The organism is Pseudomonas putida (assembly GCF_004357765.1).
GTDB classification, from domain to species: Bacteria; Pseudomonadota; Gammaproteobacteria; order Pseudomonadales; family Pseudomonadaceae; genus Aquipseudomonas; species Aquipseudomonas putida_U.
In genome coordinates, this window is record NZ_SMTE01000008.1 from 194,736 (window position 1) to 218,462 (window position 23,727).

Sequence of the window (23,727 nt, forward strand, 5' to 3'; positions counted from 1 at the left end):
TTCGGACAGCTGGTAACGGAGAGTTCCGGCACAAGCCTTGCTACCTGATGCCAATTCGCTTCTTCATTTCAGAGGTAATCAACTGCTCCATGCTCGCCATTCCGTCCCACGGATCATCATCCCCGAGCTCATCCAGACGCTGGTGAATAGTGGAAATGTTCCACTTTGCCGCCGATTGCAGCTCGCCGATTTCTTCACGAAAAATCGGTACCGAGACGGGTAAACCTTCCCTGGCTCTGGCTGAGAAAACGTTGGCTGTAGTCGCCCCTTTTCCATTGCGCAGGTAGTCGATAAAGATTTTGCCAATCCGGTTCTTCGGGCCCAGCACTGCGGAGAAACGGTCGGGGATGAGCTTGGCGATGTATTTCACAATCCCCTGGCTGAACGATTTCACTTCATCCCAGGATGCTTTAGGGGTAAGCGGCACGATTATGTGGACGCCTTTGCCGCCGCTTGTCTTCAAAAAAGACCGCAGCCCGAGCTCATCCAGGACAACCAACGTGAGCTGAGTGGCTTCGACCATCGCCTTCCATGGCAAAGCCGGATCGGGATCTAGATCTAGAACGAAGCGGTCAGGCTGTTCAATGTGGCGAGTAGTGCCATTCCAAGAGTGCAGCTCGATGGTGCTCATCTGTACCGCGCCTACAAGCGCTTCAACTGAATTGATCACCATACCGACTTTACCCGCCTCAGCCTTGGGCACGGTGGTGATGTCCGGTATGGCCAATCGATCAGCGTTTTTCTGAAAGAACAGCTCACCAGTGATACCTTCCGGCGCTCTCACCAGCGCAATGGGTCGGTCTATGAGATGGGGAAGGATCCATGGCGAGATCTGGGCGTAATACTCGGCGAGGTCTCGCTTTGTCAGACCACTGCTGGGATCAATGACACGCTCGGGATGCGTAATCCGTGCCGTCTTGGAAGGTGCTGCCGATGGTTTGGATACGGATCGCTGCTTCGGCGGAGCCGGCTCCTCCTGGGTGATTTCTTCAGGCGGCTTGTCTGTTCGTATACCCTGGAACACGGCATGCCTGACGACCCCGTCAGAGGTGATCTCAGCGAAGGAAACTTCGGCCAGTAAGCTTGGCTTCAACCAATGAATGCCTCTGGCATCAACACCTTGAGGAGGATTGGCCACAGGTGATTTTTTCTGCTCCAGTGGTTTCAACTTCTGCAGGATGGTGGCGAGCGTTGACTCGGTAAATCCAGTGCCGACTTTGCCGGCGTATTTCAGAGCTCCGTTAGCCATATCTGTGAGGGCCAGGACGAGCGCGCCGAATCCGCTCCTTGCTCCCTTCGGATCGGTGTAGCCCACTATCACGAATTCTTGGCGATGCTTGCACTTGAGCTTGATCCAGCTGTCGCTGCGCTTAGAGACATAGGGGCTGCCCAGACGCTTGCCGATCAGCCCTTCCATTTTCATCTGGCAGGCGCTGTTCATCAGGGCATCGACATCCTCGGTAAAGTCTTCTGAGAACCTCAGCGTCGGGTCGATGGGATCTTCTAGCAGCTTTTTGAGCAATGCTCTGCGGCTCTCGACGGGGACGGAGCGAAGATCTGTGCCGTTCAAGTACACAAGGTCGAACAGGTAGTAAACGATGTCCTGGCTCTTACCCGCGTCAAATGCATTCTGCAGCATCTGGAAATCGGGTACTCCTTCATCATCGGCAATGATGATCTCACCGTCCAGCCAGGCACTTTGCAGACCAAGCGAAGCGACCGCAGCCGCTTGCTTGGGCAATTTCGACGTCCAATCATGTCCGTTACGGGTGAAGAGCCGGACGTCTTTGCCATCTACGCGGCAAAGCATGCGGTAACCGTCGAATTTGATCTCGTAGCGCCAGTCTTCGCTGCGCGGACTTGAGTCGACTAGCGTTGCCAACTGAGGGGTGAGCTTTTCCGGCAACGGCGCTTTGACAGCACCTTCCATGGGCATTGAACGTGTGGCCTGCTCAGACTTCACCTTCGCCGTCTTAGCTCCCCCACGCTTTCTGGGAATGATTGTTCGGTCGCTCAATACGCTATTGGGCAACTCGCTTACCAAGTCGTAATCAGCAAGGGGTCGAGCAGCATCGTCCTGATGTTTGATCAAGAACCACTGCTCCTGCTTCCCTTCGATGTTCGTCCGAACCAGGTTCCACAAGCCTGACAGCTTTTCCCCCTGAAGCTCGAATTTCAGCCGCCCCTTCTTATAGGCCTCGGCTGGATCGCCTTGAGGAATCCAAACGCCGCGATCCCAGACGATCACATCACCGGCACCGTAATGGCCTTCGGGAATGGTGCCTTCGAACGATGCATAGTCCAGCGGGTGATCCTCCACGTGCACCGATAGCCGCTTGACCTTCGGGTCGAGACAAGGCCCTTTGGGGATCGCCCAACTCTTCAACGTGCCATCGAGCTCCAAGCGGAAGTCGTAATGCAGCCGTGTGGCGTCATGCTTCTGGACGCAAAATTGGAGGGCCTGAACCTTCCGCTTCGACTGCTTACGACTTCCAGAGGGCTCAGGAGACGCGTCGAAATCTCGCATCCGGTTGTATTTTTCAAGGCTGGAGGCACCGGGATTGGTGGCCGTATCGGGCTCGATGACGACTTTGCCCAAAATCACCTCAACGAGCTTGGCCAGGGTTTTGCGCTGAGCCTTGGCTTCAGCACTGAGGATCTGTACGGCCATGGTTTCACGCAGATCCGGGAGTGCTTCGCCAGCCTCCAATGCCTCCGCTTCTGTAAGCGCTTGTACCTGCTCAAGCACTTCAGGTCGTGAGGCAGCGAACACCATGAATGCCAACATCGTGTCGTCCATCGCCACGCCCTCGTTTAATCGGCCTGGCTCTTCTCGCGCCGGCTCAGATCGTTCGATACCGGTGTGATCAGAAATGTTCAGCTTGAAACGGTGGCGTCAAGAATGAGTTTTAAGTACCACCGGACTTGTTGGTCTGAACTTTGCCATCTGTCATGGCTTCCCCTGCATACCTATCACGGAAATACGCGGCTGCAGGAGCTGACTTTCATGAGAGCACTCACCTACCACGGAGCAAACGACGTCAGGGTCGATAACGCCCCTGATCCCATCATCGAACAAGAAGACGACATCATCCTCAGGGTCACCGCCACAGCCATTTGCGGCTCCGACTTGCACCTGTTCCGAGGCAAAATCCCCGAAACCGAAGCGGGCGATATCTTCGGCCATGAGTTCATGGGCATCGTCGAGGACACCGGGAAGGCAGTTACCAATCTGCAGGTCGGCGACCGCGTGGTGATTCCCTTTGTGATCGCTTGCGGCAGTTGCTTCTTCTGTCAGCATGATCTGTTCGCTGCCTGCGAAACCACGAACACGGGGCGCGGCTCGATCATCAACAAGAAGGGCATCCCACCTGGCGCGGCGCTTTTTGGGTTTAGCCATCTCTATGGCGGTATCCCTGGCGGCCAAGCGGACTACGTGAGGGTGCCGAAGGGTAACGTCGGCCCGTTCAAAGTGCCTACCGAGCTGGCCGATGACAAGGTGCTGTTCCTCTCAGACATTCTGCCGACCGCATGGCAGGCGGTCATCAATGCCGAGGTTGGCCAGGGTTCATCGCTGGCGATCTACGGCGCTGGGCCGGTGGGCTTGCTGAGCGCCGCCTGTGCGCGAATGCTCGGTGCCCAGACCATCTTCATGGTCGATGACAACGACTACCGCCTGGCCTACGCCCGCGAGGCTTACGGCGTCATACCGATCAACTTCGAGCAGGACGACGATCCAGCCGACAGCATCATCCATCAGACGCCAGGCATGCGCGGGGTCGATGCGGTGATCGATGCGGTCGGATTCGAGGCCAAAGGCAGCACTGCCGAAACGGTAATGACGGCGCTGAAGATCGAAGGCAGCAGCGGCAAGGCGCTGCGCCAGAGTATTGCTGCCGTGCGTCGTGGTGGCGTTGTCAGCGTCCCCGGTGTGTACGCCGGCTTCATCCACGCCTTCATGTTCGGCGATGCCTTCGACAAAGGCCTCACCTTCAAGATGGGCCAGACCCACGTGCAGAAATACTTGCCTGAACTTCTTGAACACATCGAGGCAGGACGCCTGCAACCGGAACTCATCGTCACCCACCGCCTGGCACTCGAAGAAGCGGCCATGGGCTACAAGATGTTCGACCAGAAGCAGGACAACTGTCGCAAAGTCATCCTGGTGCCGGGCGCTGCACCGGGCACCTTGGGCCCTGACTACGTGTAGAGGAGACAAGGTCATGAATGAGGTCGCCAGCTACTTCTGGATTGCCGTCGCGGCAATCCTTTTACTCATCGACCTGTGGGCCATCGTCAGCGTGTTCAGAAGTGACAAAAGCGATGCTGTCAAAGCTGCCTGGGCCCTGCTGATCCTGGCGCTACCGCTGGTTGGCCTCGGTATCTGGGGCATTGTTGGCCCGCGCGGCATCAAGCGAGGTACTGGGCCCACTTCCGACGAGCACAGCAAAGGCTGACATTTTCGAGCTCCACTTACAGGGGTTTCAACATGATCGATCAAGCGACAGGCATGAAATCAGGCGAACGCTATCGCGTGGAAAACGTGGAGCGCGCTCATCAGTTTCCAGGCTTCTTTCAAGACGGGAAATATTACCTGGGCCCTGAGCTTCTCACCGCCGTGGGCTGGCTCGAAGGTACGCGCTTCATCTACGACAGCCTGGATGCCGAAGGTGAGCCCGTATTTCCAAACCGAGCGGCAGGCACGGTCGAAGGGCTGACGTTGACCCTGGTCGACGGCACCACACTTGAGCTCTCGCGGATCGAGGCCAGCGACACCATTGTCCCAATCGCCCCCGGTGCATCGGATACAGAACAAGAAGCGCCCAACACTGGCGCTTCGTTCAAAGGGCCTCTGCGCGGCAAGGTCGTGGTGATAACTGGCGCATCCAGCGGTATAGGCCGAGCCGCCGCACATGCCTTTGCGTGCAAAGGTGCTCGCTTGGTACTCGCCGCACGCGATGAAGAGGCGTTGTTCGACGTCCTGGATGAATGCACGGATTGCGGTACGGATGCCATAGCGGTCATGACCGACGTCACCCACAGCGACCAGGTTCAAGCGCTGGCGGCGCAGGCCGCCGAATTTGGCCATGGACGTATCGATATCTGGGTCAACAATGCCGGGGTCGGCGCGGTCGGCGATTTTGAAGAAACGCCGTTGGAGGCGCACGAGCAGGTCATCCAGACCGACCTGATCGGATATCTGCGAGGCGCCTACGTCGCCCTTCCCTTCTTCAAGGCGCAGGGCAGCGGCATTCTCATCAACACGCTGTCGCTGGGCAGCTGGGTGGCCCAACCCTATGCCGCCGCGTACTCGGCGAGCAAGTTTGGATTGCGTGGACTGACCGAAGCATTGCGAGGCGAGTTGACTGAATATCCCAACATCCATGTGTGCGATATCTATCCAGCAGTCATGGACACACCAGGCTTCCGAGACGGTGGAAATTACAGCGGACATACGCTTACACCGCCAGGCCCCGTATACGATCCCGAAATGGTGGCAAAGGCTATGGTGGCCTGCGCAATCTCGCCTCGGGCTCACACCACCGTTGGCGCCGCAGCGCGCCTCGTGCATTTGGCCAGCTACCTGATACCAGGGCTGCCGCTGTTGTCAGGGAAGCTGACGCGCTGGGGGATAAATCGCAGCCCCACAGCCGAAGCATCATCAGGCAACCTTTTTGAGCCTCCAAGTGGCAGGAGGGGTATCGACGGAGGCTGGAGGAAGCCAAAAGACAGAACACCCCTGCTGATCGGCGCAGCCGCGCTGGGAATCCTTGTGGGTTTTACCCTCACACATTCACGACGCAGAGATAGATAGAGAAGGTCTGCTTACAGAAGAACGAGCGTGGTTGCGAGATCACGTTCGATCCCTACTCTGCTGACGAGCTCGTGGGATTAACCAGGCGATAGTCCTCCCCTGCTACAGCTCTCAGGTAAGCAGCATCAGCCTCCAGACGAAGATCGCGCCATTCCTGCCAGCAGATAATCCCTCGACGATCCATCTCATCGGCCTGGCGAAGCAATTCCTCGTGATAGTCGTCAGGCGAGTCCATGCGTAATGCCCTGTCTTCAAGCGCCCGATACCAAACCGCCAAAAAATTGAGCTTCAGCAATTGGGCGGCGGAGAGGTTTTTTTCGAACGTTCGCATCGGGAAATCTCACACGCTGATGGAGGGTTGAGTCACCCTTGCACCCAGAGGTTCAGCACAGCAGTGTCAGCGGCTCGCAACCAGATTCACATGAGCACGTTCGCCACAGTCGCGCTCTCGGATGAATAGCACGACATACCTTTCAAGTGAATTTTGTGAAGAGCCGCAATGTCAGACTGATGGCGCACTGCTACGTCTTGCTGGCGACCAGCAAGAAGACCTGGATGTCCTTTCCCTTCAGGCAGGCGGATTTTGAGTATTGCCATGAAAAAGCTGGATCACGCATCTAAATCCTCTTCACCCCGTGTTCTCGTCGTCGAGGACGAACCCATGATTCGCGAGCTTCTCACCCTCTATCTTGAAGATTGGGGAGTCTCCGTTACAGCGGTAGCGACCGCTGATGAAGGTCGTGAAAAATTGGATAACGAGGATTGGGCGCTGCTGATCAGTGACATTCAGACGCCGGGTCTACTTAACGGCGTGGATCTGGCCTGGGTAGCTAACCAGCAAGCCCGCCGGACTCGTATCATCATTATGAGTGGCTACTACGGGTTCGCCGGTCGGGCGTTACCGGAGGGTGCAGTTTTCTTGCCCAAGCCCTGGCCATTGACACGGTTACATGACGTCCTCACCGCAAGCTTGGCAGACCTGCCAACTACGATCACGCCACCCAATTGAATTCACAGCCTGATTTCCATCGGAGGGTAAGGCTTGCTACTTAATCCAGTGCGTGCGCACTATCAAGGCACTCTAGCCTGCCCGGTTACGAGACTGAAAAAAGGCCAGCGTTGTGGATCTTCAGAAAAGAAATAATGTGAAGGTCTCGGGGCGCGGCGGCGCCACGTTGATCTTTTTGCACGGTTTTGGCTGTGATCAATCCATGTGGAACTACATTCTTCCGCATTTCTCAGAGCGTTTTCGCGTGATCCTGCTCGACCACGTGGGTGCTGGAGGTTCGGATCTAGGCGCCTACTGCGGAGAAAAGTACAGCAGCCTGGATGGCTACGCCCAGGACTTGAATGAAATCATCGAAGAATTTGCCATAGGCCCAGTCATCTTGGTAGGTCATTCAGTGAGCGCCATGATCTGCGCTTTGGCCGATGGAGCCCGCCTTGGCCGCATAGCAGCACACGTCATGATAGGGCCTTCACCTTGTTACATCGACGCCGACGGATATACCGGGGGGTTCAAGGAAGCCGATATCCATTCCTTACTCGATACCCTGGACAGTAACTATCTCGGATGGTCGAGCACCATGGCACCTGTAATCATGGGCGCACCAGGGCAGCCGCAACTGAGCGAAGAGCTGACCAACAGCTTTTGTCGCACAGATCCCGAAATCGCCAAGCAATTTGCCCGCGTAACCTTCCTTTCTGACAACCGAAAGGACGTAGCTGGCCTGCGAACTCCCTGCTTGATCCTTCAATCCACCGAAGACCTGATTGCCCCAATCGCAGTAGGCGAGTATCTGAACAGTGTTCTACCCAACAGCGAGCTCTACCTAGTGCCTAACATTGGTCACTGTCCACATATGAGTGCCCCCCACGCTTGCATAGATGCGATGGATGCCTTTCTTTCCCCATGGACGTTCACCCCATGATCGAACATTCGTGGGGCTTCCAGGATGCAGAGGCACTGTTAGAGCTGGCGCCCTGCGGTCTAGTAGTGACTACCGAGGACGGCACCATTCTCCGCGCCAATCGCACCTTCGCCGCATGGATCGGTTGCAGTCCGTCAGATCTGAGTGGGCAACGGTTCCAAGAGCTGCTGACAATGGGAGGGCGCATTTTCCATCAGACCCACTGGGCCCCCTTGATGAAGCTTCAAGGTTCGGTCGCAGAAGTAAAGCTCGATCTGCTGCATGCCAAAGGTCATGTCATCACCATGTTACTCAATGGTGTGAGGAGAGAACACCCCGAGGGTGTTCGCAACGAGCTGGCTCTTTTCGGAACCATAGAGCGTGATCGGTACGAACGCGAACTGCTTACAGCACGCAAACGAGCGGAGGAGTTGCTGTCAGAAAAATCGATGGCAGAGTCCGCCTTGAAAAGCGCGCAGGCTGAGCTTGCTGTGGCCTATGAGAGGGCTGAGCGAAGAGCTTCTTTTGCCGAACAGATGATTGCCATTGCCAGCCACGACCTGAAGAATCCCCTCACGGCTATCAAAATGGCCTCAGAGCTTTTGGGTCGTGGGGAGCGGCGTGAGAGAGAGCAGAATTTGCTGAGCAACATAGTCTCGTCTTCTGAGCGCGCCCAAAGAATGATCGCAGATCTGCTTGATCTAGCCTCGGTACGAATCGGTCAAGGGATAGGGATCAAGCGTCAGCTCGTCGATGTGTCCCTGCTCGTAGACCAAAGCGTCGGCGAATTGCGAGTGGCCTTCGTTCACGCCAATATTCGGCACCTGTCAAAATGCCCAGGCTCTGCGGACATCGATCCAGATAGAACACAACAGATGATAGGCAACCTGGTCGCAAACAGCGTGGCCTATGGTGACCTCAACCATCCGATAACCATCACGACCGAGCTTAGATATGAGGCGTTATGGGTTACGGTTCACAATCACGGACAAGCCATACCTGAATCTCTGATACCTGACCTCTTCGAGCCCATGACCCGAGCCAGTGATCGCACAGATAACGTGAGATCCGTCGGCCTTGGACTTTTCATCGTTCGCGAGATCGCCAACGCCCACGGCGGAACGATCACCGTCCATTCCGCGCCGGTGACGGGCACAGCCTTCGAATTTCAGATTCCGGTGATTGGAACCGGGAGTTGAGCCGGTCAACAACCCGCTGACAGTCATTTCTAGAGACTGCCCCTGTTGGTGGTAAATGTAAAAAAAGATTTCAGCCCTTCACTGCGGTCAATCCCTATAGATCGCAGTGGAGATTACGTCATGATATTCGCCCAGTTCTGCCAATGGCTCGCCAACCACGCCGGTAAACCGAGCACCTTTTTGATCGCTGTGGTGTTGATTGCCATGTGGGCTGCCTCTGGGCCATGGTTTCACTACAACGATACCTGGCAACTTATCGTCAACACGTCGACAACCATCATCACATTCCTGATGGTTTTCCTGATCCAGAACACCCAGAACCGGGACAACGACATCATCCACGTGAAGCTCGACGAGCTGATCCGCGCTACCAAATCTGCCGAGCAGTCGGTATTGGATCTCGAAGCGCTTGATAACCGGGAAATCCATAAACTTCGCAAGGAATACCAGGCGATGGGCAGCGAATGTGACCCCCACCATCAGGCGCCTCGCGAGCCACAGACGGACGATGTTGCTCCGGATAACCTGCAGCGCTAGAGACCTTGTTGGTCAAATGGCGGGAGAGTTGAAGGTACATTTGCGGGGTGAAGCGCCTGACCGATAGCTTCGGCAAGCTCATCTATCGACCATGGCTTGAACAGGTAAGTAACGGGCGGAGTGACCTGGGAAGCGTCAAGCTGGTAGCCAGAGGTCAGAATCGCGGGCAGTCCAGGCCACCTTTCGTGTGCCATGGAGATGAACTCCATACCTTTGATGCTTCCCGGAACACCATGGTCGACAACGATCAACGAGCAGTCGCTCTTAAGGCCCATCAAGTGAATCAAGGCATCTTCTGAGTTATCGAACGCATCGCAGGTGGCGCCCAACTCGATCAGGATGTCCACCAGCAGGGTCTGAAGCGTTGGATCGTCTTCTACCACAATTACCGTCTTACCTGACAACGACAAACCCTCGATGTCGAGCTTCATCACCTGCTCCAGTCCATGGTTAGATTTTCGAGTGTTTCACTCATCCGGACATGCGTCGATGGGGGCTAAAGGCCACCCATGTTCAATGGCTTTCCAACTTCGTCAAATGGGCCAAGCCTTCACGCATGAAAATCTCCACGGTCTTTGGGCCTACGCCCTCGAAACTCAGTAGCCAGCGCTTGAATCCCTCAGCATTTGATCCTTCCTGCAGCGCCTCAAGTTGGGCAACCAGTTCCACTCCTACCTTGTTGCCAAGATCATGCAGTCGTCGAGCAGTGGATTCATCGTAGCGCGCATAGCCGGCCTGTCCGAGGAGTCTGACCAGTGTGGAATGAGAAGTCTGGGCAAGCTTAATCGGCGTATCCAGGCCCTGCTGATCGACAAGAATCCGGTACGCCTCCACTGCTACGGCGGAGCGGATGCGCTTTCCCATGAGAAAACTGGCCAGCAACCATCGGAACACGCCAAGGGCATCCGTGACCTGAATGCCGAGGTCACAGGCAGTTATAGTCTTCAACCTTTGCTACGGCGCGGGTCAGCTGAACGTGGGTAGGTGCGTTCCTCTTCGAGAGTGCCGTCCGCCTTGTGGATCTTCACGGACGCCGTCTTGCCCTCGAAGAAATCTGCAAGGGCACTGACAAGCTCCTGCTTCGTGGCGGCTCGTTTTGAGGCTCGCTCAGCACCGGCTTTCTTCAGTTCCCAGCCATTCGATGCCGGGCTGAGGTGATAACTATCCATCGGCTGCTTCTCCTCTCTAAAGGGTCTGGCCATCGTCCTGAAGGTCTTCTTCAGCCTCAGCTGCCTCCGTGGCATCAGCGTCATTCAGTGGTGGCGACGTAGGCTTTTCCGGATCGTTAATGAAGGGCACGTCGCTTGGCCCTTTTTCTTCAGAGCCTTCGGTTTTAGGCTGCATGGCAACACCTCCAGGCACGTTGATGGAATGCAGCTCTCAGGCCCCTTAGGTAGCACCTGAGAATTTGCCGACATCGATAGGTTGCGCAACGAATTCGGGGCCCTCCCCAGCCAGCCTCCACTTCACCTTGGCAAGGCCGTAACGCTCAGCCATCGGGCGACTGACCAGTTTGATGTTCTGCTGACTGAAACGCGGGATGATGCCCACGCCGGCATCACAGCTGGCCCAGTGCCAAGCGACGCCGTTGTCCATTTTCTCCAGACGAATAATGAATGTCCGAGGCTCACTGTGAAGCTCGTATTCAATTACATAGAGTTGCTGTCCCACCACCAGAATCCCCTCCCTAGTCATGCGCTATTGAGCAAACCGGGGAAGAAATAATTCCATCGAAATGGCGGGTGGTAAGCCACTGCGCATGGACGGCGCGCCGGGGCTATTTTTCCTGACTACCTGTAAGAAACTCGAACAAGGTCTCAGCGCAGGCCGTAATCCCCTCCAGAAGCACCATCTCGAAGCCATGGGTATTCTCGGTCGGTATCGCAATGCAACCGGCCCGGGCATCGATCCCGGCGCTCATCACCGCGCTTGCATCAGATGCAAAATCGACGAGCAATGCCGACTGGGGCTTAAAACCGGCCTTTAGGCCAGCGGCGATCAGGCCCTGCACCACGGTGCGGCTGTAGTATCCCTTCTGGTCGCCGGTATTGATGATCGGGTTGGCCGAAAGCTCCGTGCCATACTCCTCAAGTACAGGGCCGACCTCGACCGCGATTGTGGTGTCGCCGGGCAGCCGGGAAGCTGCGTACATGGCGCCGGCATTCGACTCTTCCTCCAGCGTCGTAAGCACGAACCAAACGTCCTGCTTCAGTTTTTCTCGCCGCTCGGTCAGCAGCTTCGCGCAGAGAATGACAGCGCTCAGGGGAGCTCGGTCGTCGAGGAAGTGAGCGGCAATACAGTCATGTACCTTGAAGGGCTTACGCCAGTGCTGACTGAGCACGACTCGTGTACCAGGCCGAACGCCGAGCTCCTGGAGTTCTGACTTAGTCTTGCGCGTGACGATGTAGACATCTTTCCACTGAACATCGCCTGCCAGCACGTCTCTCCCCTTCGAAGTCCGACCGCTGTTGTGCATTGACCCGTAGGACAAAACACCCGGCAGGATGTGTTCATCGCCCAGGATATCGACAGGACAGACACCAAAACTTATCGGTTGCGCGCCACCTAGAGCGAGCACCTCCAGGGTGCCATTCTCCAGCACATTTTTGACGATCATCGCGATCTCATCGAGGTGGGCCATAACGCGTATGGCTGCCTCTGGATTGCAAGCGTGGCCTCCACGAATCACCCCTACCACATTCCCGGCAGGGTCTATGTGCGTGTCATCGCAGAAATTCCGAAGCTCCCGCAGGCAAATGGCCCGCACCTCATCCTCTTGCCCGCCAGGCCCACGGGCATTGAGGAGCGCGGTCAGTAATCCCTCAATCTTCAAACTGAACCTCCATGATTTACGCCATCACGCCAGTTGGATGTACACCGAGTAGCTACCCAATAACAGCCAGAACACCAGAAAGATCCACGGCGTCCGTAGCGAGAACAGCAATGACTTTCGATGCCCTGTACGCGAGGTTTCCGCCTCACAGAACAGCGGCGACTCGTCGTAAGCCAACCCCATCAACGGCTCGCTGCGCAGCAAGTGGCTCTGCTTGAGCTGCCAGTGATCGATGATGTTGTACGCCGCCCGGATGCCAGGCCAGGCGTTGAGCGAACTCAGTACCCCGAGCAAGGCGAGAAACGCGGGCACGATGAGGGTGAACATCTCGCCCCATCCTTGATTGAGGTTCCCCATGGAGGAGACGAAGGCAATGACCAGGAATGACTGCGCCGCCAGGTAGGCGTCCGTGCGGTTGGCCAGGATGCTGGTTTCGTACTGGATTTCACGCCGGTAAAAATCCAGACGCTCCTTGGGAGAGCCAAACATCCTGGCATTGTGTTCGCTGATCTCGTGCTCAGGGGTCGTAGGGGTAATGATTCGAGGCACTCGTTACTCCGGGATTTGGGCTCCGAGCGCAGAGATGAGCCTGGAGCTGAATTCGGTAGAACAGGCGATGGGGCATGGAATTCAATTGGATTGATAGCCCGCACCGCTCGTCGTACCAACCGCAGATTGAAACCAACACGCGGAGGCAGGGCCTTTCGAACCGGTATGAACGTTCTCAACTGCAGGAGCTTCTACCATGCGAGACTTCCCTACCCCGCCCTTCCCTTCACAGCCTCAAAATGTCCCTGGCTCACAGCGCAAGATGGAGCCCTACCCGGATTGTGGTGAGCAGTCGTATACCGGCCACAATCGGCTCGAAGGCAAGATTGCGCTCATCACCGGAGCAGACAGCGGCATCGGGCGGGCAGTAGCGATTGCCTATGCCCGTGAAGGTGCCGACGTCGCCATCGCTTATCTGAATGAGCATGAAGACGCGCAAGAAACCGCGCGCTGGGTCGAGCAGGCAGGCCGCCAATGCCTGCTGTTGCCCGGAGACCTGGCGCAGAAACAACACTGCTACGACATTGTCGAAAAGACCGTCAGCCAGTTCGGGCGTATCGACATCCTGGTCAATAACGCGGCGTTCCAGATGTCCCACGAGACCTTGGAAGAGATCGACGATGATGAATGGGTGAAAACCTTCGATACCAACATCACCGCCATCTTCCGGATTTGCCAGGCGGCGCTGCCTTCCATGCCCAAGGGCAGTTCGATTATCAATACGAGCTCGGTCAATTCCGACGATCCGTCCCCCAGCCTGCTGGCCTACGCCACGACCAAGGGGGCCATTGCCAACTTCACTGCTGGCTTGGCACAGCTGCTAGGCAAGAAAGGTATTCGGGTCAACAGCGTTGCGCCAGGGCCTATCTGGACGCCTCTAATTCCTTCCACCATGCCAGATGAAGCGGTCAAGAACTTCGGTTCGAAAACACCACTGGGACGTCCTGGTCAACCGGTGGAGGTCGCGCCGATCTACGTGCTGCTGGGCTCCGACGAGGCCAGTTATATCAGTGGCTCACGTTACGCAGTGACTGGCGGCAAACCGATCCTTTAGCGAAAAGAGGCTCGCCGTGCTGGCGAGCCTCACCTCTATTTGCGTGGCACTTTCAGCGTTTGTGCAGATCGTGATCACGGGCCGTTTTTTGCGCTGTCGAGTCATGTGATGTGCCGGTGGATCCATCCGGACGATGAGCATCGTTGTCTCGCTCCTCTTCCCCATGCGGCCTTGTCTGCGCACCTTCTTTTTGCCTGTCGCTCATTTTCTTCATGTTGCTCTCCTCCCATTGCCTTTGAACAAGGGAAGCCAATCTACGGGGCAAAGTTCAGGTCAGTGACACTTTAGGAGATGGGCGGGCAACAGGACGATGAACCAATTACCCCAGGATCGCGTCCACCGCAAAACAAGCGAGTCGATTCTGGAATGGTAAACGACCCTGTACTGGCCGCCCTCGGCTATCTCAAAGACAACCGATTGATCTTGACCACAGCAGAGTCGTGCACTGCGGGCTGCATGGTGGCTTTGTTGGCGACGGTACCGGGTACAGGAGAGGTGCTGGAAAGCGGCTACGTCGTCTACTCTCCCAGCGCCAAGAAACGCCTACTGGGGGTCAGCGCCGCAACCATCGAACGATACGGCCTGACCAGCGAAGCAGTAGCTTGGGAAATGGCCTTGGGCGCCTTGAGAGACAGCGATGCGAATGTTGTGATCGCCACCACCGGAGTAGCCGGGCCGGCGCCAGAGTCCGGGATACCCCCGGGGACGATGTGCTTTGCGTGGGCTTTCGCCGGCGAGCCAATTGCCGTTTTCACGCGCACTCAACGTTTCTTCGGCGAGCGGTCTGAGGTCATGCGCCAAGGCGCCCTGTTCGGGTTGACCCGGCTTTCCCACTATCACCAGCGCTGGCTACGCGGTGAGCGCGCCTGAGGGGTGTGATCATGTCGGAAGATGAACTGCTATCCAGGCGTCATCCTGTTCAAGAAGACATGCCGATGCAGCAGCGTGTTTGGCGCTTCGAGCGCGTGGGGTGGTACGTGCTTGTGGCCATCGCATTGCTTGCCTTGGCAGGCCTGTTCGGTAATGGCCCATTGAGCGATGCGGAGGTGGTGAGCCAGGATGGACGGGTACGGGTTGAGTACCAGCGCCTCAGTCGAAGCGGCACGACAGACAGCATTTTCATCACCGTGCAGGGTATCCCTGGTCAGCCCGTGGAAGTGCAACTCGAAGGATCATTGCTCCGTGACGCCAGTATCGAGACGTTACAACCGGAGCCGCAACGGTCGATGTCGCATGGCCAGGCCATGCTGTTCCAATTGGGTACTAAGCAAGATGGGGTCGCCACCTTGTACTTGACCCTTCGAAGTGAGCACGTGGGTACTCTGCAGGGCAGCGTCAGGGCTGGCCCTGAAAGCGCCGTCCACTTCTCCACATTCCTTTACCCCTAGGAGTGCGTCATGGATTCGATCCTCCGCGCAGCCGGGATGTACGTCGCCCTTATGCTGCTGTTTCGCGTAGCCGGGCGGCGCTCACTGGCCGACCTGACGACCTTTGACTTCGTGTTGTTGCTGATCATCGGGGAAGCCACCCAGCAGGCGCTTCTGGGTGACGACTTTTCGTTCACCAATGCCATGCTGGTAATTGCCACGCTCATTGTTTTGGACGTCGGCCTTTCACTCGCGAAGCTCAACTCCAAGCCCTTGGCCAGATTTCTGGACGGGCACGCTACCCTGATTGTTGAAAATGGGCGCTTCCTGCATCACCGCATGCGTCGGGCACGACTCACGGAAGACGATATCCTTGAGTCAGCGCGGGACAGCCAAGGCATCGAGCACATTGAGCAGGTCAAATTCGCCATCGTCGAACGCAATGGAAAGATCTCGATCATTCCCGCAGAGTAAGACACCAGGATGCCCAGGCTGGTTTAGAGTGCCAATATCGCCTGGCTATGGTCGATAGTAGGAACGGGTACCAGCTCGCGCCGGGACACCAACCAGGCCCGCATCCGCTCGGTATCAAAAATCTGACCCTCTTCCATCATCAGCAGAATGAGTGCTTGAGACATTCGGTAACAGCCACAATGAATACAGCGTCGCTCTTCCCAGCCACTGGTGCATTCCACGGACTCAGCTTGCCCCGCGCAAATCAGACAACTCATGTAAGCCCCCTTTTGTTCTTGTTTCCTGCAGGGTAAAACGCGATGGCACGAAGCTCCCTTGCGTCTCGCTTTACATGAGATATCCATGCCAGTCCTGAATTCCCTCTAATTGCTAAGCGCTGACTTCAGACGAACCAGACGCTCGATAGCCATGTCGGAATCAGAACACGTGATATCGAAGGCATACCGATGGAAAGAGAACCAGTAGAAGCTCAAAAGGGTGCACCTCAGCGAGATGAGGGTGGATGGTTGCCCCTGGAGCAGTATGGTGCGCTCGGAGATGGGCGTTCTGTGGCACTGATTGGTCTGGACGGTTCCATCGACTGGTGGTGTGTGCCACACATGGATTCACCACCCTTATTCGACAAGCTACTGGCCCCTGAAAAAGGAGGCTTCTTTTCCATTACCCCTAGCGAGCCCTTCGTTGCTGAGCGCCGCTACCTAACAGACAGCAACGTCCTTGAGACAATCTTCATAACCCGTCAGGGTCGTGCTCGGCTGACGGAATCCTTGAACAGCGGGCCAGCTGGACGCCTGCCTTGGGCCGAACTCGCCAGGCGCATCGAAGGTATCGAGGGTAAGGTCGACTTCGACATCGCCATCGACTTCGGAACCCAAGCCGACACGGTAAGCCCCTACGTGGCGCCGAATGACAATGCCTGCGTGTTTCATGCGGGCCGAATACTCGGCATATTCCTGCACGACCATCAGGTGCACATCGAACGCAAAGACGACATGGGCGTCCGTGGTGTTCTTAGTCTTGCAGCGGGACAACGCTCAGTGGTCGCAATCATCGCAGGGCGAGATGAGCCCTTGGTGGCACCGCCATTGAACCTGATCGATGAACGCATCGACGGCTCGCACCGGGAGTGGTGCCAGTGGTCGAAAGGGCTGGTCTACGACGGCCCTCACCAGACCCAGGTCGTCCGCAATGCGCTGGCCCTCAAGCTTCTACTGTCCTCTCCAAGTGGCTCGATCATGGCAGCAGCGACCTCTTCCCTTCCCGAACGGATTGGCGGCAGCAAGAACTACGACTACCGCTTCGCCTGGATACGCGATGCCGGCTACACCATCGAGGCGTTTCTGGGCATTGGCGCACAGCCGGAAGCCAAGGCTGCATTTACCTGGCTATTGCGCCGGCTGAATGAACATGGGCCTCGGGTGTTCTATACCCTCGACGGGGCAATCGGTGATTGCGAGCGTCCAGTCGACCTGCCTGGTTACAAGAACTCGCCACCCGTTGTCGGCAACGACGCCCGTGACCAACTTCAACACGGGGTGTTCGGTGACATCTTCGAGACAGCGCGCTGCTTCATCGACAGCGGCAACATTCTCGATGCCCCGAGCGCCATACTCCTCTCACGTCTTGCCGACCAGTGCGCCGACTGTTGGCGTCAGCAGGACGCCGGTATCTGGGAATTGCCGGAAAAGCAGCACTACACAATGTCCAAGATCAGTTGCTGGCAAGCCTTGAGTCGGGCCATCGAACTGGCAGACGGTGGCCATCTTCCCACCACCTGCCGTGAACGCTGGGATCGCGAGCGACAGCGCATCCAGGAATGGATCGAGGCGCATTGCTGGAGCGAAGAACGCAAGGCTTACCTGTTCTATCCAAACAGCGACCGACTGGACGCTTCACTGGCACTGGCCGTCAGGTTCGGCTACCCCAGCAAGGAACGTATGCGCAGCACGCTGGAAGCCATTGATCGTGATCTGGGAGCCGGCGCTTTCCACTATCGCTACACCGATGCACAGGAAGAGGAAGGTTGCTTCCTGGCCTGCACATTCTGGCTTATCGAAGCCTGGGCCATCCTGGGTAACCAAGATCGCGCCAAAGCTGCCTATGCAGACGCTTCAAAAGGACTATCACACGGGGTTGGCATCTACTCGGAGATGATCGATCCGCAGACTAGACAGTATCTGGGCAACCTTCCGCAGGGCTTGACTCACCTGGCAGCCCTCAAAGCAGCAATGGCCATTGGAGGTTGCCATCCTCAACGATGACGCCAGACATCATCTGCGTTGAACTGTGTCGCTTGCCGGCAACTCAACCATAGGCAAATTCTTACATCCAATCCGTGATGAGGTATCGCCATGAACGCTATCGACTTACTGATTCAAGACCACAAGCTGGTGAAGAAGCTGCTCGAAGAACTGTCCACCACCACCGAGCGAGCGGTGAAGAAGCGGGCGGAGTTGCTCCACAGGATCGAGCAGGAGCTGCAAATTCACACCGCGCTCGAAGAAGAAATTCTCTATCCCGCCATCAAGGAAGCGGGTGGCAAAGAAGAAGCGAAGATGTACTACGAGGCCAAGGAAGAACACCGGACTGTCGACTCCCTCGTACTACCCGACCTCCTGCATACCGAAACCGGCACCGTCGAATTCGCCGGGCGGGTCAAGGTCATGAAGGAGTTGCTGGAGCATCACATCGAGGAAGAAGAAGGCGAGCTCTTCCCCACGGCGAAGAAGCTTCTGAGCAAGGACACCCTTGAGGAGCTCGGGCAAACCATGGAAATGCAGAAAAAAATGCTCAAGGGCGAGCAGCGAGCGGCTTAGCCAAGCGATCACCTGCCAGCGCTCAGAACGCTGGCAGGTTAGCAGCTTCAGATACCCCATCATCAGTTGGAAGGTTTCATGGAATATTGGATTGGGTTACTTGAATGGCCTGCCATGGTGATGACCGTGCTGGCAGCCTGGTGCATCGGTTCGCGCCGTCCGGGTAGAAGGAAGATAGGATTCTGCTGTTTCATCGCAAGCAACGTGCTGTGGGCTGTATGGGGCTGGCAAGCACATGCCTGGGCTCTGATCATCCTGCAATTCTGTCTATGCGCCATGAATCTGCGAGGGTGGAAGAAGAATACGCAGCTGGAAGTGGTTAGCTGAATGGCGCTTGGCTGAGATCGCTAGTCGTAGGCAGCGAGATACTGAAAGTCGTGCCTGCGTTCTGGCTGGATTTAACGTTGATAGTTCCTCCATGACGGGTCACGATCTCGCCCACGATGAACAAGCCAAGTCCTAAGCCACCTGATGCCTCATGATGCTCCGAAGTCAGACGCGAGTATCGGCCTTGAGGGTCAAACAAGTGAGGCAATAGGTCAGGTGGAATGGGCTTACCCCAGTTATGCACGCTGAACTCTACCGCCGCTGGGTTCGGGGTCAACGTTACCGTAATGGGCTTGGCATGATCTCCATGGTGAAAAGCATTGGCGATGAGGTTGGAGAACACCTGCCCCATTCGGGCCGCGTCAAACTGCCCATGAGCTGGATTTCCCCCGTGAAGATTTACCGTGATCTCGGGTCGAGAAACGCGAAGCTCCTCCACGAGCGTTTTACACACCAGAGAGAGATCGACATTCTCTTTCTGGATGGGGATACCCGAGCCCAGATTCGCTTTGGCCAAATCCAGCAGATCGGTCACGATTTGCTTCGATCGCGCCACACTCGCCGCGACCTGATTCGCTACCCTCGCATCATTCTTGGAGAGATTGCCTTTTCGGCACAACATTTCCGCCCCCAGGAGAGCTGCTGTAATAGGCGTTCGTAGGTCATGTCCGAGTACACCGAGGACGAGTTTCCGGGTTGTCTCAACTGCGATGCCATAGGATGTAATCGACTCACCCAGTGCTTGATCAATGGCCTCGTTGAAACGAACCATGTCTTCGACGTCATGGGGCTCTCCGGCCAATTGTCGAGCCAGCCATAAGCGAAGCACGCTAGCGCGTAATGCTCGATACTCGGCAACGACCTGGTCGAGTGTGAATCCAGCGTCAAGGCGGGTGAGAGCATGTACCTGGGCGGCGGTCTCTACCGAGTTAGGTGCCTGCATACCTCGGGATTTTTCGAATTGCTGGATTGCCGATTGAGGCGAGGCCATATCAGCGGCAACGGTACGCATAATGCGTTCTGCATGATTTCGCAGGCCGGCCTCGTCAAGATCGGGCACAGGCGTGTCAATCGTCCGCGCAAAGTCCTCCCAAGCCTGAAGGATCGCTTCCATTTCCAGAAGAATGAATTCAGCCAACCGCATTGATTTTCCTCACCAGAGTGCGGTTTATCAGAATAGACCATCCAGCGATGAGCATCCTGCGGTCACCAGCCTCCAGTGAACGCCTCTGGGAGAGGAGGAGCAAGGCAATGTTTCCAGGCACGTTAACGACCCTTTAACCTAGACGGTGCTTAGTCAGTGCAAAGTTATGGAAACTGGGAACACGACTCGTGAGAAGCAAAATACAAGCGGTAATCTTCTTAGGATTGATGGGATCTAGCGCGCAGTACGCTGCTGCTGCCAACGTGTACGGCCCGCAACTGGAGGGCTTCACCTACCCTTACCCCTTGAAGCATTTGAACTTCACCTCGCAGGGAAAAGCCTTGCAGATGGGGTATTTGGACGTACCGGCGCGAAAGCCGGAATCAACCGTTGGAACAGTAGTGTTGTTGCACGGCAAGAACTTCTGCTCGGCCACCTGGGAGGATACGATCAGGGCACTGAGCGATGCAGGCTATAGGGTGATCGCCCCGGATCAAATCGGGTTCTGCTCTTCAAGCAAACCCGACAATTATCAGTACACTTTTCAGCAGTTGGCCTACAACACTCACGAGCTGTTGAAGCAGTTGGACATCAATAAAGCTAGCGTTGTCGGCCACTCAACTGGCGGCATGCTGGCTACCCGTTATGCCTTGATGTACCCCTCGGAGACGTCAAAATTAGTCCTGGTTAACCCGATCGGGTTAGAGGATTGGAAGGCTATGGGTGTTCCCTATCGAACAGTCGACCAATGGTTTGATCGGGAGCTGAAGCTGACCGCAGCAGGCATCAAGACCTATGAGCAGAAGACCTATTACGATGGCCGCTGGAAGCCTGAATTCGACCGATGGGTCGATATGCTCGCAGGGCTCAATGCTGGCCCTGGCCAGAAAGCTGTAGCCTGGAACTCCGCCCTCATCTACGACATGATCTTCACTCAGCCTGTCGTATATGAGTTACCGAAGCTCCGAGTCCCAACCCTCTTGATGATTGGCCAGAGAGACACCACGGCCATTGGAAGTGACATCGCACCTGCAGAGGTAAAGGCCAAGATTGGAAAATATCCTGAGCTGGGCAGAGCCGCCCAAAAAGCGATACCTGGGGCAGAGTTGATTGAGTTCCCTAGGTTGGGACATGCACCTCAGATGGAGGAACCGGGAAAATTCAACCAGGCTCTTACACAATGGATCGCACAGTGATGATCTGAGCTTTGCCCAGGCAGCGCTCGACGCGCATTTCGAGCGCTGCTTTAGTGGAAGGGGTCATCTCAATCACGCTTACGTAGTTGGATTAATCGTCCTTGGTCGCAAGGTAATGATGGTAGCTACATAGCCCTCCAAATTCCTGTTCATGCACTCCTAAAGCAGTGCTGCATACAGGACATTCTGTGTAATCCAGCTCGGAAAAGCAGATCGCACATTTCCCATGCTCAACTAGAAAGCTGTCCATGCCACATGCGTGGCATGTTTCATTGCATGGGTCTCCACCGTCTTTTACATTGACGTAATTGATGCCAGCTAGGGACTCGACCAACGCTGGAGCCATAACCTCCTCATAGCTGCTTGACTGCAGGCACGCCATACAAAAAAACTCCAGGCACTCTGGCTCCAGCGCCGGATCATCGACTCGAACCAGCTGCGATGAACAGCAAGGGCAGCGAATTTCCTCGACCGCGTCAGCAAGCTCTGGGAAAGCCCAATCAACCTTTTCCAAGGACTCCAAACACGCTTTGTGTTGCAGCGTGTAGACCTGTTCGACCTCTACAAGAGATTTCCAGCATGGCCCCCCAAGCAGCTTTACAGGATCTTCGCCTAGATGGGGTTGGCAGAATTGGATAATCAATTGCAGTGCGCTCGCAATCGCCTCCTGCATCTGGGATGGCGTGTTCTGGCTGTAATAGTGCTCAGAATCATTCCGGATTGCCTGAAGGTTCGCGAGTAATTTCCAGTCAACACCCCCGATGCCGAGCGAGATAAGTCGGCGCTGGATATCCATGTAATCAACGGTTTTCTTACCTTTACCTCTCCAGACAACCTCATCGGTTTCGGAATCAATTACCGGAGTGATTTCGGTCTTGAGCAAAACCTCATCTGACCCCACAGGGCTGAGCTGCTGCAGCTTACATTTGAATAGCAGCAACAAGCCTGCGTAGAGGTTCCGAATGGCCGAGAGCACCCTTCTGGGATCGTCGCTATGAAAATCCTCGACGCCAAGCTGAATGGATGTGACGGCGTTCTGAAGCATGCTCATACGTAAACTCCCTAGGGCTGCCAATACCTGTTCAACCATTGATGTCAGAAGACCCTTGGCCAGTACTGGCGAGGGAGCTACCACCTCGCAAAACGATCTCGCACTTCATTGATCGGGGATCACAACCGGTGGTGGTAGGCCAGAGATTAGCACCCACTTTAAACGTACTGCCTGCCAGAGTGAGCTGAGGGTCTGCTAAAAAAAAACCACTCGCGCCTGGCGGCTGCCGAGTGGCTTCTAGGTGTAAGCCCCTATCTAACTCGGCGACAGTGCGCCTCAGCATTACTGAGCGGTGTAACCACCATCGATTACAAGCTCACTGCCCGTCATGAATTTCGACTCCTCCGATGCCAGGAAGAGAACGGCGTAAGCGATGTCATCTGGCTCACCGATCCCCAACGGGTGCAGCACCTTCATGTCGGCGAGGTACTTCTCGGTGCCGCCTGGCATCGATTTACTCTTCTCGATGTTGATCGGCGTGAGGATGGTGCCTGGGTGGACAGAGTTCACGGACACCCTGATCCATCACTGCCAAAACCAAAGACCTGGTAGCGGTGACGTGCTCGAAGATCAATGCTTGAAGATGACGGGCCAGTGAGATTACGGAATTTGATGCCATCCACCTGGCGTCTGACGGCCACCTAAGACGGACAGATCCGATGGTTACGATCGTCTACCAACCCATTCTCCACACCCAATTCCACCCAATACCGGTCGGCTCATCCAAGCTTGTCAGTAATGTACCGGAAACCGGTGCCCCGCCCTGAGCACCCATTGGATCAAAACGCGGGTTAGGCTCATCCAACGCAGTGTTGTCCGACACAGTTAGGATTTCAGACGCAGCTACCCCACTCAAAATTTTCTGTGGCTCAATTTCCTTGTTTGAAGGCAAAAGCAAAAGCAGCGGCCTATGGCCGAAATGCCGATCCCCCTCCCTGCCCCGCCTACCTGGCGGGCAAGGCATCTGAAACCTCAAAAACCTTGCAGATCAAAAGCGAAAAGCGTGGCCATGTCACCGCGCTTGAACCGGAAATCGTCGGTAGCAGTTGCACCGTACTTTTTCTTTGGTCTCAAATATAAGAACTCCGTCTCGCTTAAAAATTTTCAAGAGGGGGGGGGTGGAAGAAAAACGCCAAACCCCGACGAGCAGTAAAGAAATTGCCGAGCTGGCAAGCTTTTAGCGGTAAAATGTGGAAAAACATCGCTAAATGGACATTAGTTACCGACTAAGACGGTAGCGATCCTTACTGCTCCGGCGCGGAGCTATGAGCCCATTGCAAAGGGCGGCGAAGCACGCAATCACCGGCGAATGCTGGGCACCAAACTCAAAAACCTGGCTTTGCAGAACGCACCGGAGCGGTCGGCGAGCATGTGCAATCTTTCGGTGAGAATTACCTGACTGCCTGCTTTCGTGGATCCGGCCTGCCGCCAAAGGACTGGGGCATTTAGAATGCA

General features: G+C 56.0%; 28 protein-coding genes. 15 read left to right on the forward strand and 13 right to left on the reverse strand.

The annotated features are described in order from the left end of the window. Nucleotides 1-40 precede the first annotated feature (40 nt). Nucleotides 41-2,800, reverse strand: coding sequence for a DNA ligase D (gene ligD / locus E2H86_RS13990; protein WP_306767649.1), 2,760 nt, complete (start codon nucleotides 2,798-2,800; stop codon nucleotides 41-43). Between the two features lie 207 nt (nucleotides 2,801-3,007). Between ligD and E2H86_RS13995 the strand changes: the two genes are divergently transcribed. The 3 genes from E2H86_RS13995 to E2H86_RS14005 are packed head-to-tail and all read left to right on the forward strand — an operon-like array spanning nucleotide 3,008 to nucleotide 5,815. Next, nucleotides 3,008-4,210 (forward strand): zinc-dependent alcohol dehydrogenase, encoded by a 1,203-nt coding sequence (locus E2H86_RS13995; RefSeq protein WP_133328714.1) that lies wholly within the window; start codon nucleotides 3,008-3,010, stop codon nucleotides 4,208-4,210. Between the two features lie 13 nt (nucleotides 4,211-4,223). Beyond that, on the forward strand, nucleotides 4,224-4,457 hold the full coding sequence (locus E2H86_RS14000; protein WP_133328716.1) for a PLDc N-terminal domain-containing protein: 234 nt from the start codon (nucleotides 4,224-4,226) through the stop codon (nucleotides 4,455-4,457). Nucleotides 4,458-4,489: 32 nt separating this feature from the next. Next, nucleotides 4,490-5,815, forward strand: a complete 1,326-nt coding sequence (locus E2H86_RS14005; protein ID WP_133328718.1) for an SDR family oxidoreductase — start codon at nucleotides 4,490-4,492, stop codon at nucleotides 5,813-5,815. 52 nt (nucleotides 5,816-5,867) lie between these two features. Here E2H86_RS14005 and E2H86_RS14010 read toward each other — a convergent pair whose 3' ends face one another. Beyond that, on the reverse strand, nucleotides 5,868-6,146 hold the full coding sequence (locus E2H86_RS14010) for a hypothetical protein (protein ID WP_133328720.1): 279 nt from the start codon (nucleotides 6,144-6,146) through the stop codon (nucleotides 5,868-5,870). A gap of 264 nt (nucleotides 6,147-6,410) precedes the next feature. Between E2H86_RS14010 and E2H86_RS14015 the strand changes: the two genes are divergently transcribed. From E2H86_RS14015 to E2H86_RS14030, 4 genes are all read left to right on the forward strand, one after another. After that, nucleotides 6,411-6,824: a response regulator gene (locus E2H86_RS14015; protein WP_133328722.1), complete on the forward strand. Its 414-nt coding sequence runs from the start codon at nucleotides 6,411-6,413 to the stop codon at nucleotides 6,822-6,824. A 112-nt stretch (nucleotides 6,825-6,936) separates the two neighbouring features. Beyond that, a complete protein-coding gene (locus E2H86_RS14020) occupies nucleotides 6,937-7,746 on the forward strand; it encodes an alpha/beta fold hydrolase (protein WP_133328724.1) in 810 nt (269 codons plus the stop codon). Further along, a complete protein-coding gene (locus E2H86_RS14025) occupies nucleotides 7,743-8,924 on the forward strand; it encodes a PAS domain-containing sensor histidine kinase (RefSeq protein WP_133328726.1) in 1,182 nt (393 codons plus the stop codon). Before E2H86_RS14020 ends, E2H86_RS14025 begins: the two co-directional genes overlap by 4 nt. A 120-nt stretch (nucleotides 8,925-9,044) precedes the next feature. After that, nucleotides 9,045-9,461, forward strand: a complete 417-nt coding sequence (locus E2H86_RS14030; RefSeq protein WP_133328729.1) for a low affinity iron permease family protein — start codon at nucleotides 9,045-9,047, stop codon at nucleotides 9,459-9,461. On the opposite strand, the gene E2H86_RS14035 is transcribed toward E2H86_RS14030, so the two are convergent. The 7 genes from E2H86_RS14035 to E2H86_RS14060 form a co-directional block, all read right to left on the reverse strand. After that, on the reverse strand, nucleotides 9,458-9,892 hold the full coding sequence (locus tag E2H86_RS14035; protein WP_133328731.1) for a response regulator: 435 nt from the start codon (nucleotides 9,890-9,892) through the stop codon (nucleotides 9,458-9,460). The two genes, E2H86_RS14030 and E2H86_RS14035, sit on opposite strands and share 4 nt — an antisense overlap. Before the next feature lie 82 nt (nucleotides 9,893-9,974). Next, on the reverse strand, nucleotides 9,975-10,409 hold the full coding sequence (locus E2H86_RS14040; RefSeq protein WP_133328733.1) for a DNA methylase: 435 nt from the start codon (nucleotides 10,407-10,409) through the stop codon (nucleotides 9,975-9,977). Further along, the gene (locus tag E2H86_RS14045) at nucleotides 10,406-10,630 is read right to left on the reverse strand and encodes a DUF2188 domain-containing protein (protein ID WP_133328735.1); all 225 of its coding nucleotides are present in this window, start codon (nucleotides 10,628-10,630) and stop codon (nucleotides 10,406-10,408) included. Before E2H86_RS14045 ends, E2H86_RS14040 begins: the two co-directional genes overlap by 4 nt. Nucleotides 10,631-10,646: 16 nt before the next feature. Further along, entirely contained in the window at nucleotides 10,647-10,805 is a 159-nt protein-coding gene (locus tag E2H86_RS25990) for a hypothetical protein (RefSeq protein ID WP_165976070.1), read from the reverse strand. Between the two features lie 45 nt (nucleotides 10,806-10,850). Continuing rightward, nucleotides 10,851-11,135: a DUF6555 family protein gene (locus E2H86_RS14050; RefSeq protein ID WP_368773734.1), complete on the reverse strand. Its 285-nt coding sequence runs from the start codon at nucleotides 11,133-11,135 to the stop codon at nucleotides 10,851-10,853. 103 nt (nucleotides 11,136-11,238) lie between these two features. Then, a complete protein-coding gene (locus E2H86_RS14055) occupies nucleotides 11,239-12,294 on the reverse strand; it encodes a M42 family peptidase (RefSeq protein WP_133328739.1) in 1,056 nt (351 codons plus the stop codon). A 24-nt stretch (nucleotides 12,295-12,318) separates the two neighbouring features. Beyond that, the gene (locus E2H86_RS14060) at nucleotides 12,319-12,843 is read right to left on the reverse strand and encodes a hypothetical protein (protein WP_133328741.1); all 525 of its coding nucleotides are present in this window, start codon (nucleotides 12,841-12,843) and stop codon (nucleotides 12,319-12,321) included. Nucleotides 12,844-13,039: 196 nt separating this feature from the next. Here E2H86_RS14060 and E2H86_RS14065 point away from each other — a divergent pair, with 196 nt between their 5' ends. Beyond that, nucleotides 13,040-13,897, forward strand: coding sequence for an SDR family oxidoreductase (locus E2H86_RS14065; RefSeq protein WP_133328744.1), 858 nt, complete (start codon nucleotides 13,040-13,042; stop codon nucleotides 13,895-13,897). Between the two features lie 52 nt (nucleotides 13,898-13,949). On the opposite strand, the gene E2H86_RS25995 is transcribed toward E2H86_RS14065, so the two are convergent. After that, nucleotides 13,950-14,111, reverse strand: coding sequence for a hypothetical protein (locus E2H86_RS25995; protein ID WP_165976071.1), 162 nt, complete (start codon nucleotides 14,109-14,111; stop codon nucleotides 13,950-13,952). Between the two features lie 152 nt (nucleotides 14,112-14,263). On the opposite strand from E2H86_RS25995, the gene E2H86_RS14070 reads away from it, so the two are divergent. The 6 genes from E2H86_RS14070 to E2H86_RS14095 all read left to right on the forward strand — a co-directional run bounded on the left by E2H86_RS14070 (nucleotide 14,264) and on the right by E2H86_RS14095 (nucleotide 18,881). Then, on the forward strand, nucleotides 14,264-14,767 hold the full coding sequence (locus E2H86_RS14070; protein WP_133328746.1) for a CinA family protein: 504 nt from the start codon (nucleotides 14,264-14,266) through the stop codon (nucleotides 14,765-14,767). A 65-nt stretch (nucleotides 14,768-14,832) separates the two neighbouring features. Further along, a complete protein-coding gene (locus E2H86_RS14075; protein ID WP_133328748.1) occupies nucleotides 14,833-15,285 on the forward strand; it encodes a hypothetical protein in 453 nt (150 codons plus the stop codon). A 9-nt stretch (nucleotides 15,286-15,294) separates the two neighbouring features. Beyond that, complete coding sequence (locus tag E2H86_RS14080) at nucleotides 15,295-15,738, forward strand: DUF421 domain-containing protein (protein ID WP_133328749.1); 444 nt, start codon at nucleotides 15,295-15,297, stop codon at nucleotides 15,736-15,738. A gap of 506 nt (nucleotides 15,739-16,244) precedes the next feature. After that, on the forward strand, nucleotides 16,245-17,999 hold the full coding sequence (locus tag E2H86_RS14085) for a glycoside hydrolase family 15 protein (RefSeq protein WP_133328936.1): 1,755 nt from the start codon (nucleotides 16,245-16,247) through the stop codon (nucleotides 17,997-17,999). 90 nt (nucleotides 18,000-18,089) lie between these two features. Next, entirely contained in the window at nucleotides 18,090-18,554 is a 465-nt protein-coding gene (locus E2H86_RS14090; protein ID WP_133328751.1) for a hemerythrin domain-containing protein, read from the forward strand. 78 nt (nucleotides 18,555-18,632) lie between these two features. Further along, entirely contained in the window at nucleotides 18,633-18,881 is a 249-nt protein-coding gene (locus tag E2H86_RS14095; protein ID WP_133328753.1) for a hypothetical protein, read from the forward strand. Here E2H86_RS14095 and E2H86_RS14100 read toward each other — a convergent pair. After that, nucleotides 18,874-20,025, reverse strand: coding sequence for a sensor histidine kinase (locus E2H86_RS14100; RefSeq protein ID WP_133328755.1), 1,152 nt, complete (start codon nucleotides 20,023-20,025; stop codon nucleotides 18,874-18,876). The genes E2H86_RS14095 and E2H86_RS14100 overlap by 8 nt on opposite strands. Before the next feature lie 227 nt (nucleotides 20,026-20,252). Between E2H86_RS14100 and E2H86_RS14105 the strand changes: the two genes are divergently transcribed. After that, on the forward strand, nucleotides 20,253-21,221 hold the full coding sequence (locus E2H86_RS14105; RefSeq protein WP_133328938.1) for an alpha/beta fold hydrolase: 969 nt from the start codon (nucleotides 20,253-20,255) through the stop codon (nucleotides 21,219-21,221). A 91-nt stretch (nucleotides 21,222-21,312) separates the two neighbouring features. On the opposite strand, the gene E2H86_RS26090 is transcribed toward E2H86_RS14105, so the two are convergent. Both E2H86_RS26090 and E2H86_RS26095 read right to left on the reverse strand, forming a co-directional pair. Continuing rightward, nucleotides 21,313-22,272: a hypothetical protein gene (locus E2H86_RS26090; protein ID WP_207955630.1), complete on the reverse strand. Its 960-nt coding sequence runs from the start codon at nucleotides 22,270-22,272 to the stop codon at nucleotides 21,313-21,315. Nucleotides 22,273-22,554: 282 nt separating this feature from the next. Beyond that, complete coding sequence (locus E2H86_RS26095; protein WP_207955631.1) at nucleotides 22,555-22,782, reverse strand: SDR family oxidoreductase; 228 nt, start codon at nucleotides 22,780-22,782, stop codon at nucleotides 22,555-22,557. Nucleotides 22,783-23,727: the final 945 nt, after the last annotated feature.

What these genes read in the sequence shown, in the direction of transcription:
- ligD (WP_306767649.1), bottom strand. Translation starts at nt 2,800, where the DNA reads ATGGACGACACGATGTTGGCATTCATGGTGTTCGCTGCCTCACGACCT.
- E2H86_RS13995 (WP_133328714.1), top strand. Translation starts at nt 3,008, where the DNA reads ATGAGAGCACTCACCTACCACGGAGCAAACGACGTCAGGGTCGATAAC.
- E2H86_RS14000 (WP_133328716.1), top strand. Translation starts at nt 4,224, where the DNA reads ATGAATGAGGTCGCCAGCTACTTCTGGATTGCCGTCGCGGCAATCCTT.
- E2H86_RS14005 (WP_133328718.1), top strand. Translation starts at nt 4,490, where the DNA reads ATGATCGATCAAGCGACAGGCATGAAATCAGGCGAACGCTATCGCGTG.
- E2H86_RS14010 (WP_133328720.1), bottom strand. Translation starts at nt 6,146, where the DNA reads ATGCGAACGTTCGAAAAAAACCTCTCCGCCGCCCAATTGCTGAAGCTC.
- E2H86_RS14015 (WP_133328722.1), top strand. Translation starts at nt 6,411, where the DNA reads ATGAAAAAGCTGGATCACGCATCTAAATCCTCTTCACCCCGTGTTCTC.
- E2H86_RS14025 (WP_133328726.1), top strand. Translation starts at nt 7,743, where the DNA reads ATGATCGAACATTCGTGGGGCTTCCAGGATGCAGAGGCACTGTTAGAG.
- E2H86_RS14030 (WP_133328729.1), top strand. Translation starts at nt 9,045, where the DNA reads ATGATATTCGCCCAGTTCTGCCAATGGCTCGCCAACCACGCCGGTAAA.
- E2H86_RS14035 (WP_133328731.1), bottom strand. Translation starts at nt 9,892, where the DNA reads ATGAAGCTCGACATCGAGGGTTTGTCGTTGTCAGGTAAGACGGTAATT.
- E2H86_RS14045 (WP_133328735.1), bottom strand. Translation starts at nt 10,630, where the DNA reads ATGGATAGTTATCACCTCAGCCCGGCATCGAATGGCTGGGAACTGAAG.
- E2H86_RS25990 (WP_165976070.1), bottom strand. Translation starts at nt 10,805, where the DNA reads ATGCAGCCTAAAACCGAAGGCTCTGAAGAAAAAGGGCCAAGCGACGTG.
- E2H86_RS14065 (WP_133328744.1), top strand. Translation starts at nt 13,040, where the DNA reads ATGCGAGACTTCCCTACCCCGCCCTTCCCTTCACAGCCTCAAAATGTC.
- E2H86_RS25995 (WP_165976071.1), bottom strand. Translation starts at nt 14,111, where the DNA reads ATGAAGAAAATGAGCGACAGGCAAAAAGAAGGTGCGCAGACAAGGCCG.
- E2H86_RS14070 (WP_133328746.1), top strand. Translation starts at nt 14,264, where the DNA reads ATGGTAAACGACCCTGTACTGGCCGCCCTCGGCTATCTCAAAGACAAC.
- E2H86_RS14075 (WP_133328748.1), top strand. Translation starts at nt 14,833, where the DNA reads ATGCAGCAGCGTGTTTGGCGCTTCGAGCGCGTGGGGTGGTACGTGCTT.
- E2H86_RS14080 (WP_133328749.1), top strand. Translation starts at nt 15,295, where the DNA reads ATGGATTCGATCCTCCGCGCAGCCGGGATGTACGTCGCCCTTATGCTG.
- E2H86_RS14090 (WP_133328751.1), top strand. Translation starts at nt 18,090, where the DNA reads ATGAACGCTATCGACTTACTGATTCAAGACCACAAGCTGGTGAAGAAG.
- E2H86_RS14095 (WP_133328753.1), top strand. Translation starts at nt 18,633, where the DNA reads ATGGAATATTGGATTGGGTTACTTGAATGGCCTGCCATGGTGATGACC.
- E2H86_RS14100 (WP_133328755.1), bottom strand. Translation starts at nt 20,025, where the DNA reads ATGCGGTTGGCTGAATTCATTCTTCTGGAAATGGAAGCGATCCTTCAG.
- E2H86_RS14105 (WP_133328938.1), top strand. Translation starts at nt 20,253, where the DNA reads ATGGGATCTAGCGCGCAGTACGCTGCTGCTGCCAACGTGTACGGCCCG.
- E2H86_RS26090 (WP_207955630.1), bottom strand. Translation starts at nt 22,272, where the DNA reads ATGAGCATGCTTCAGAACGCCGTCACATCCATTCAGCTTGGCGTCGAG.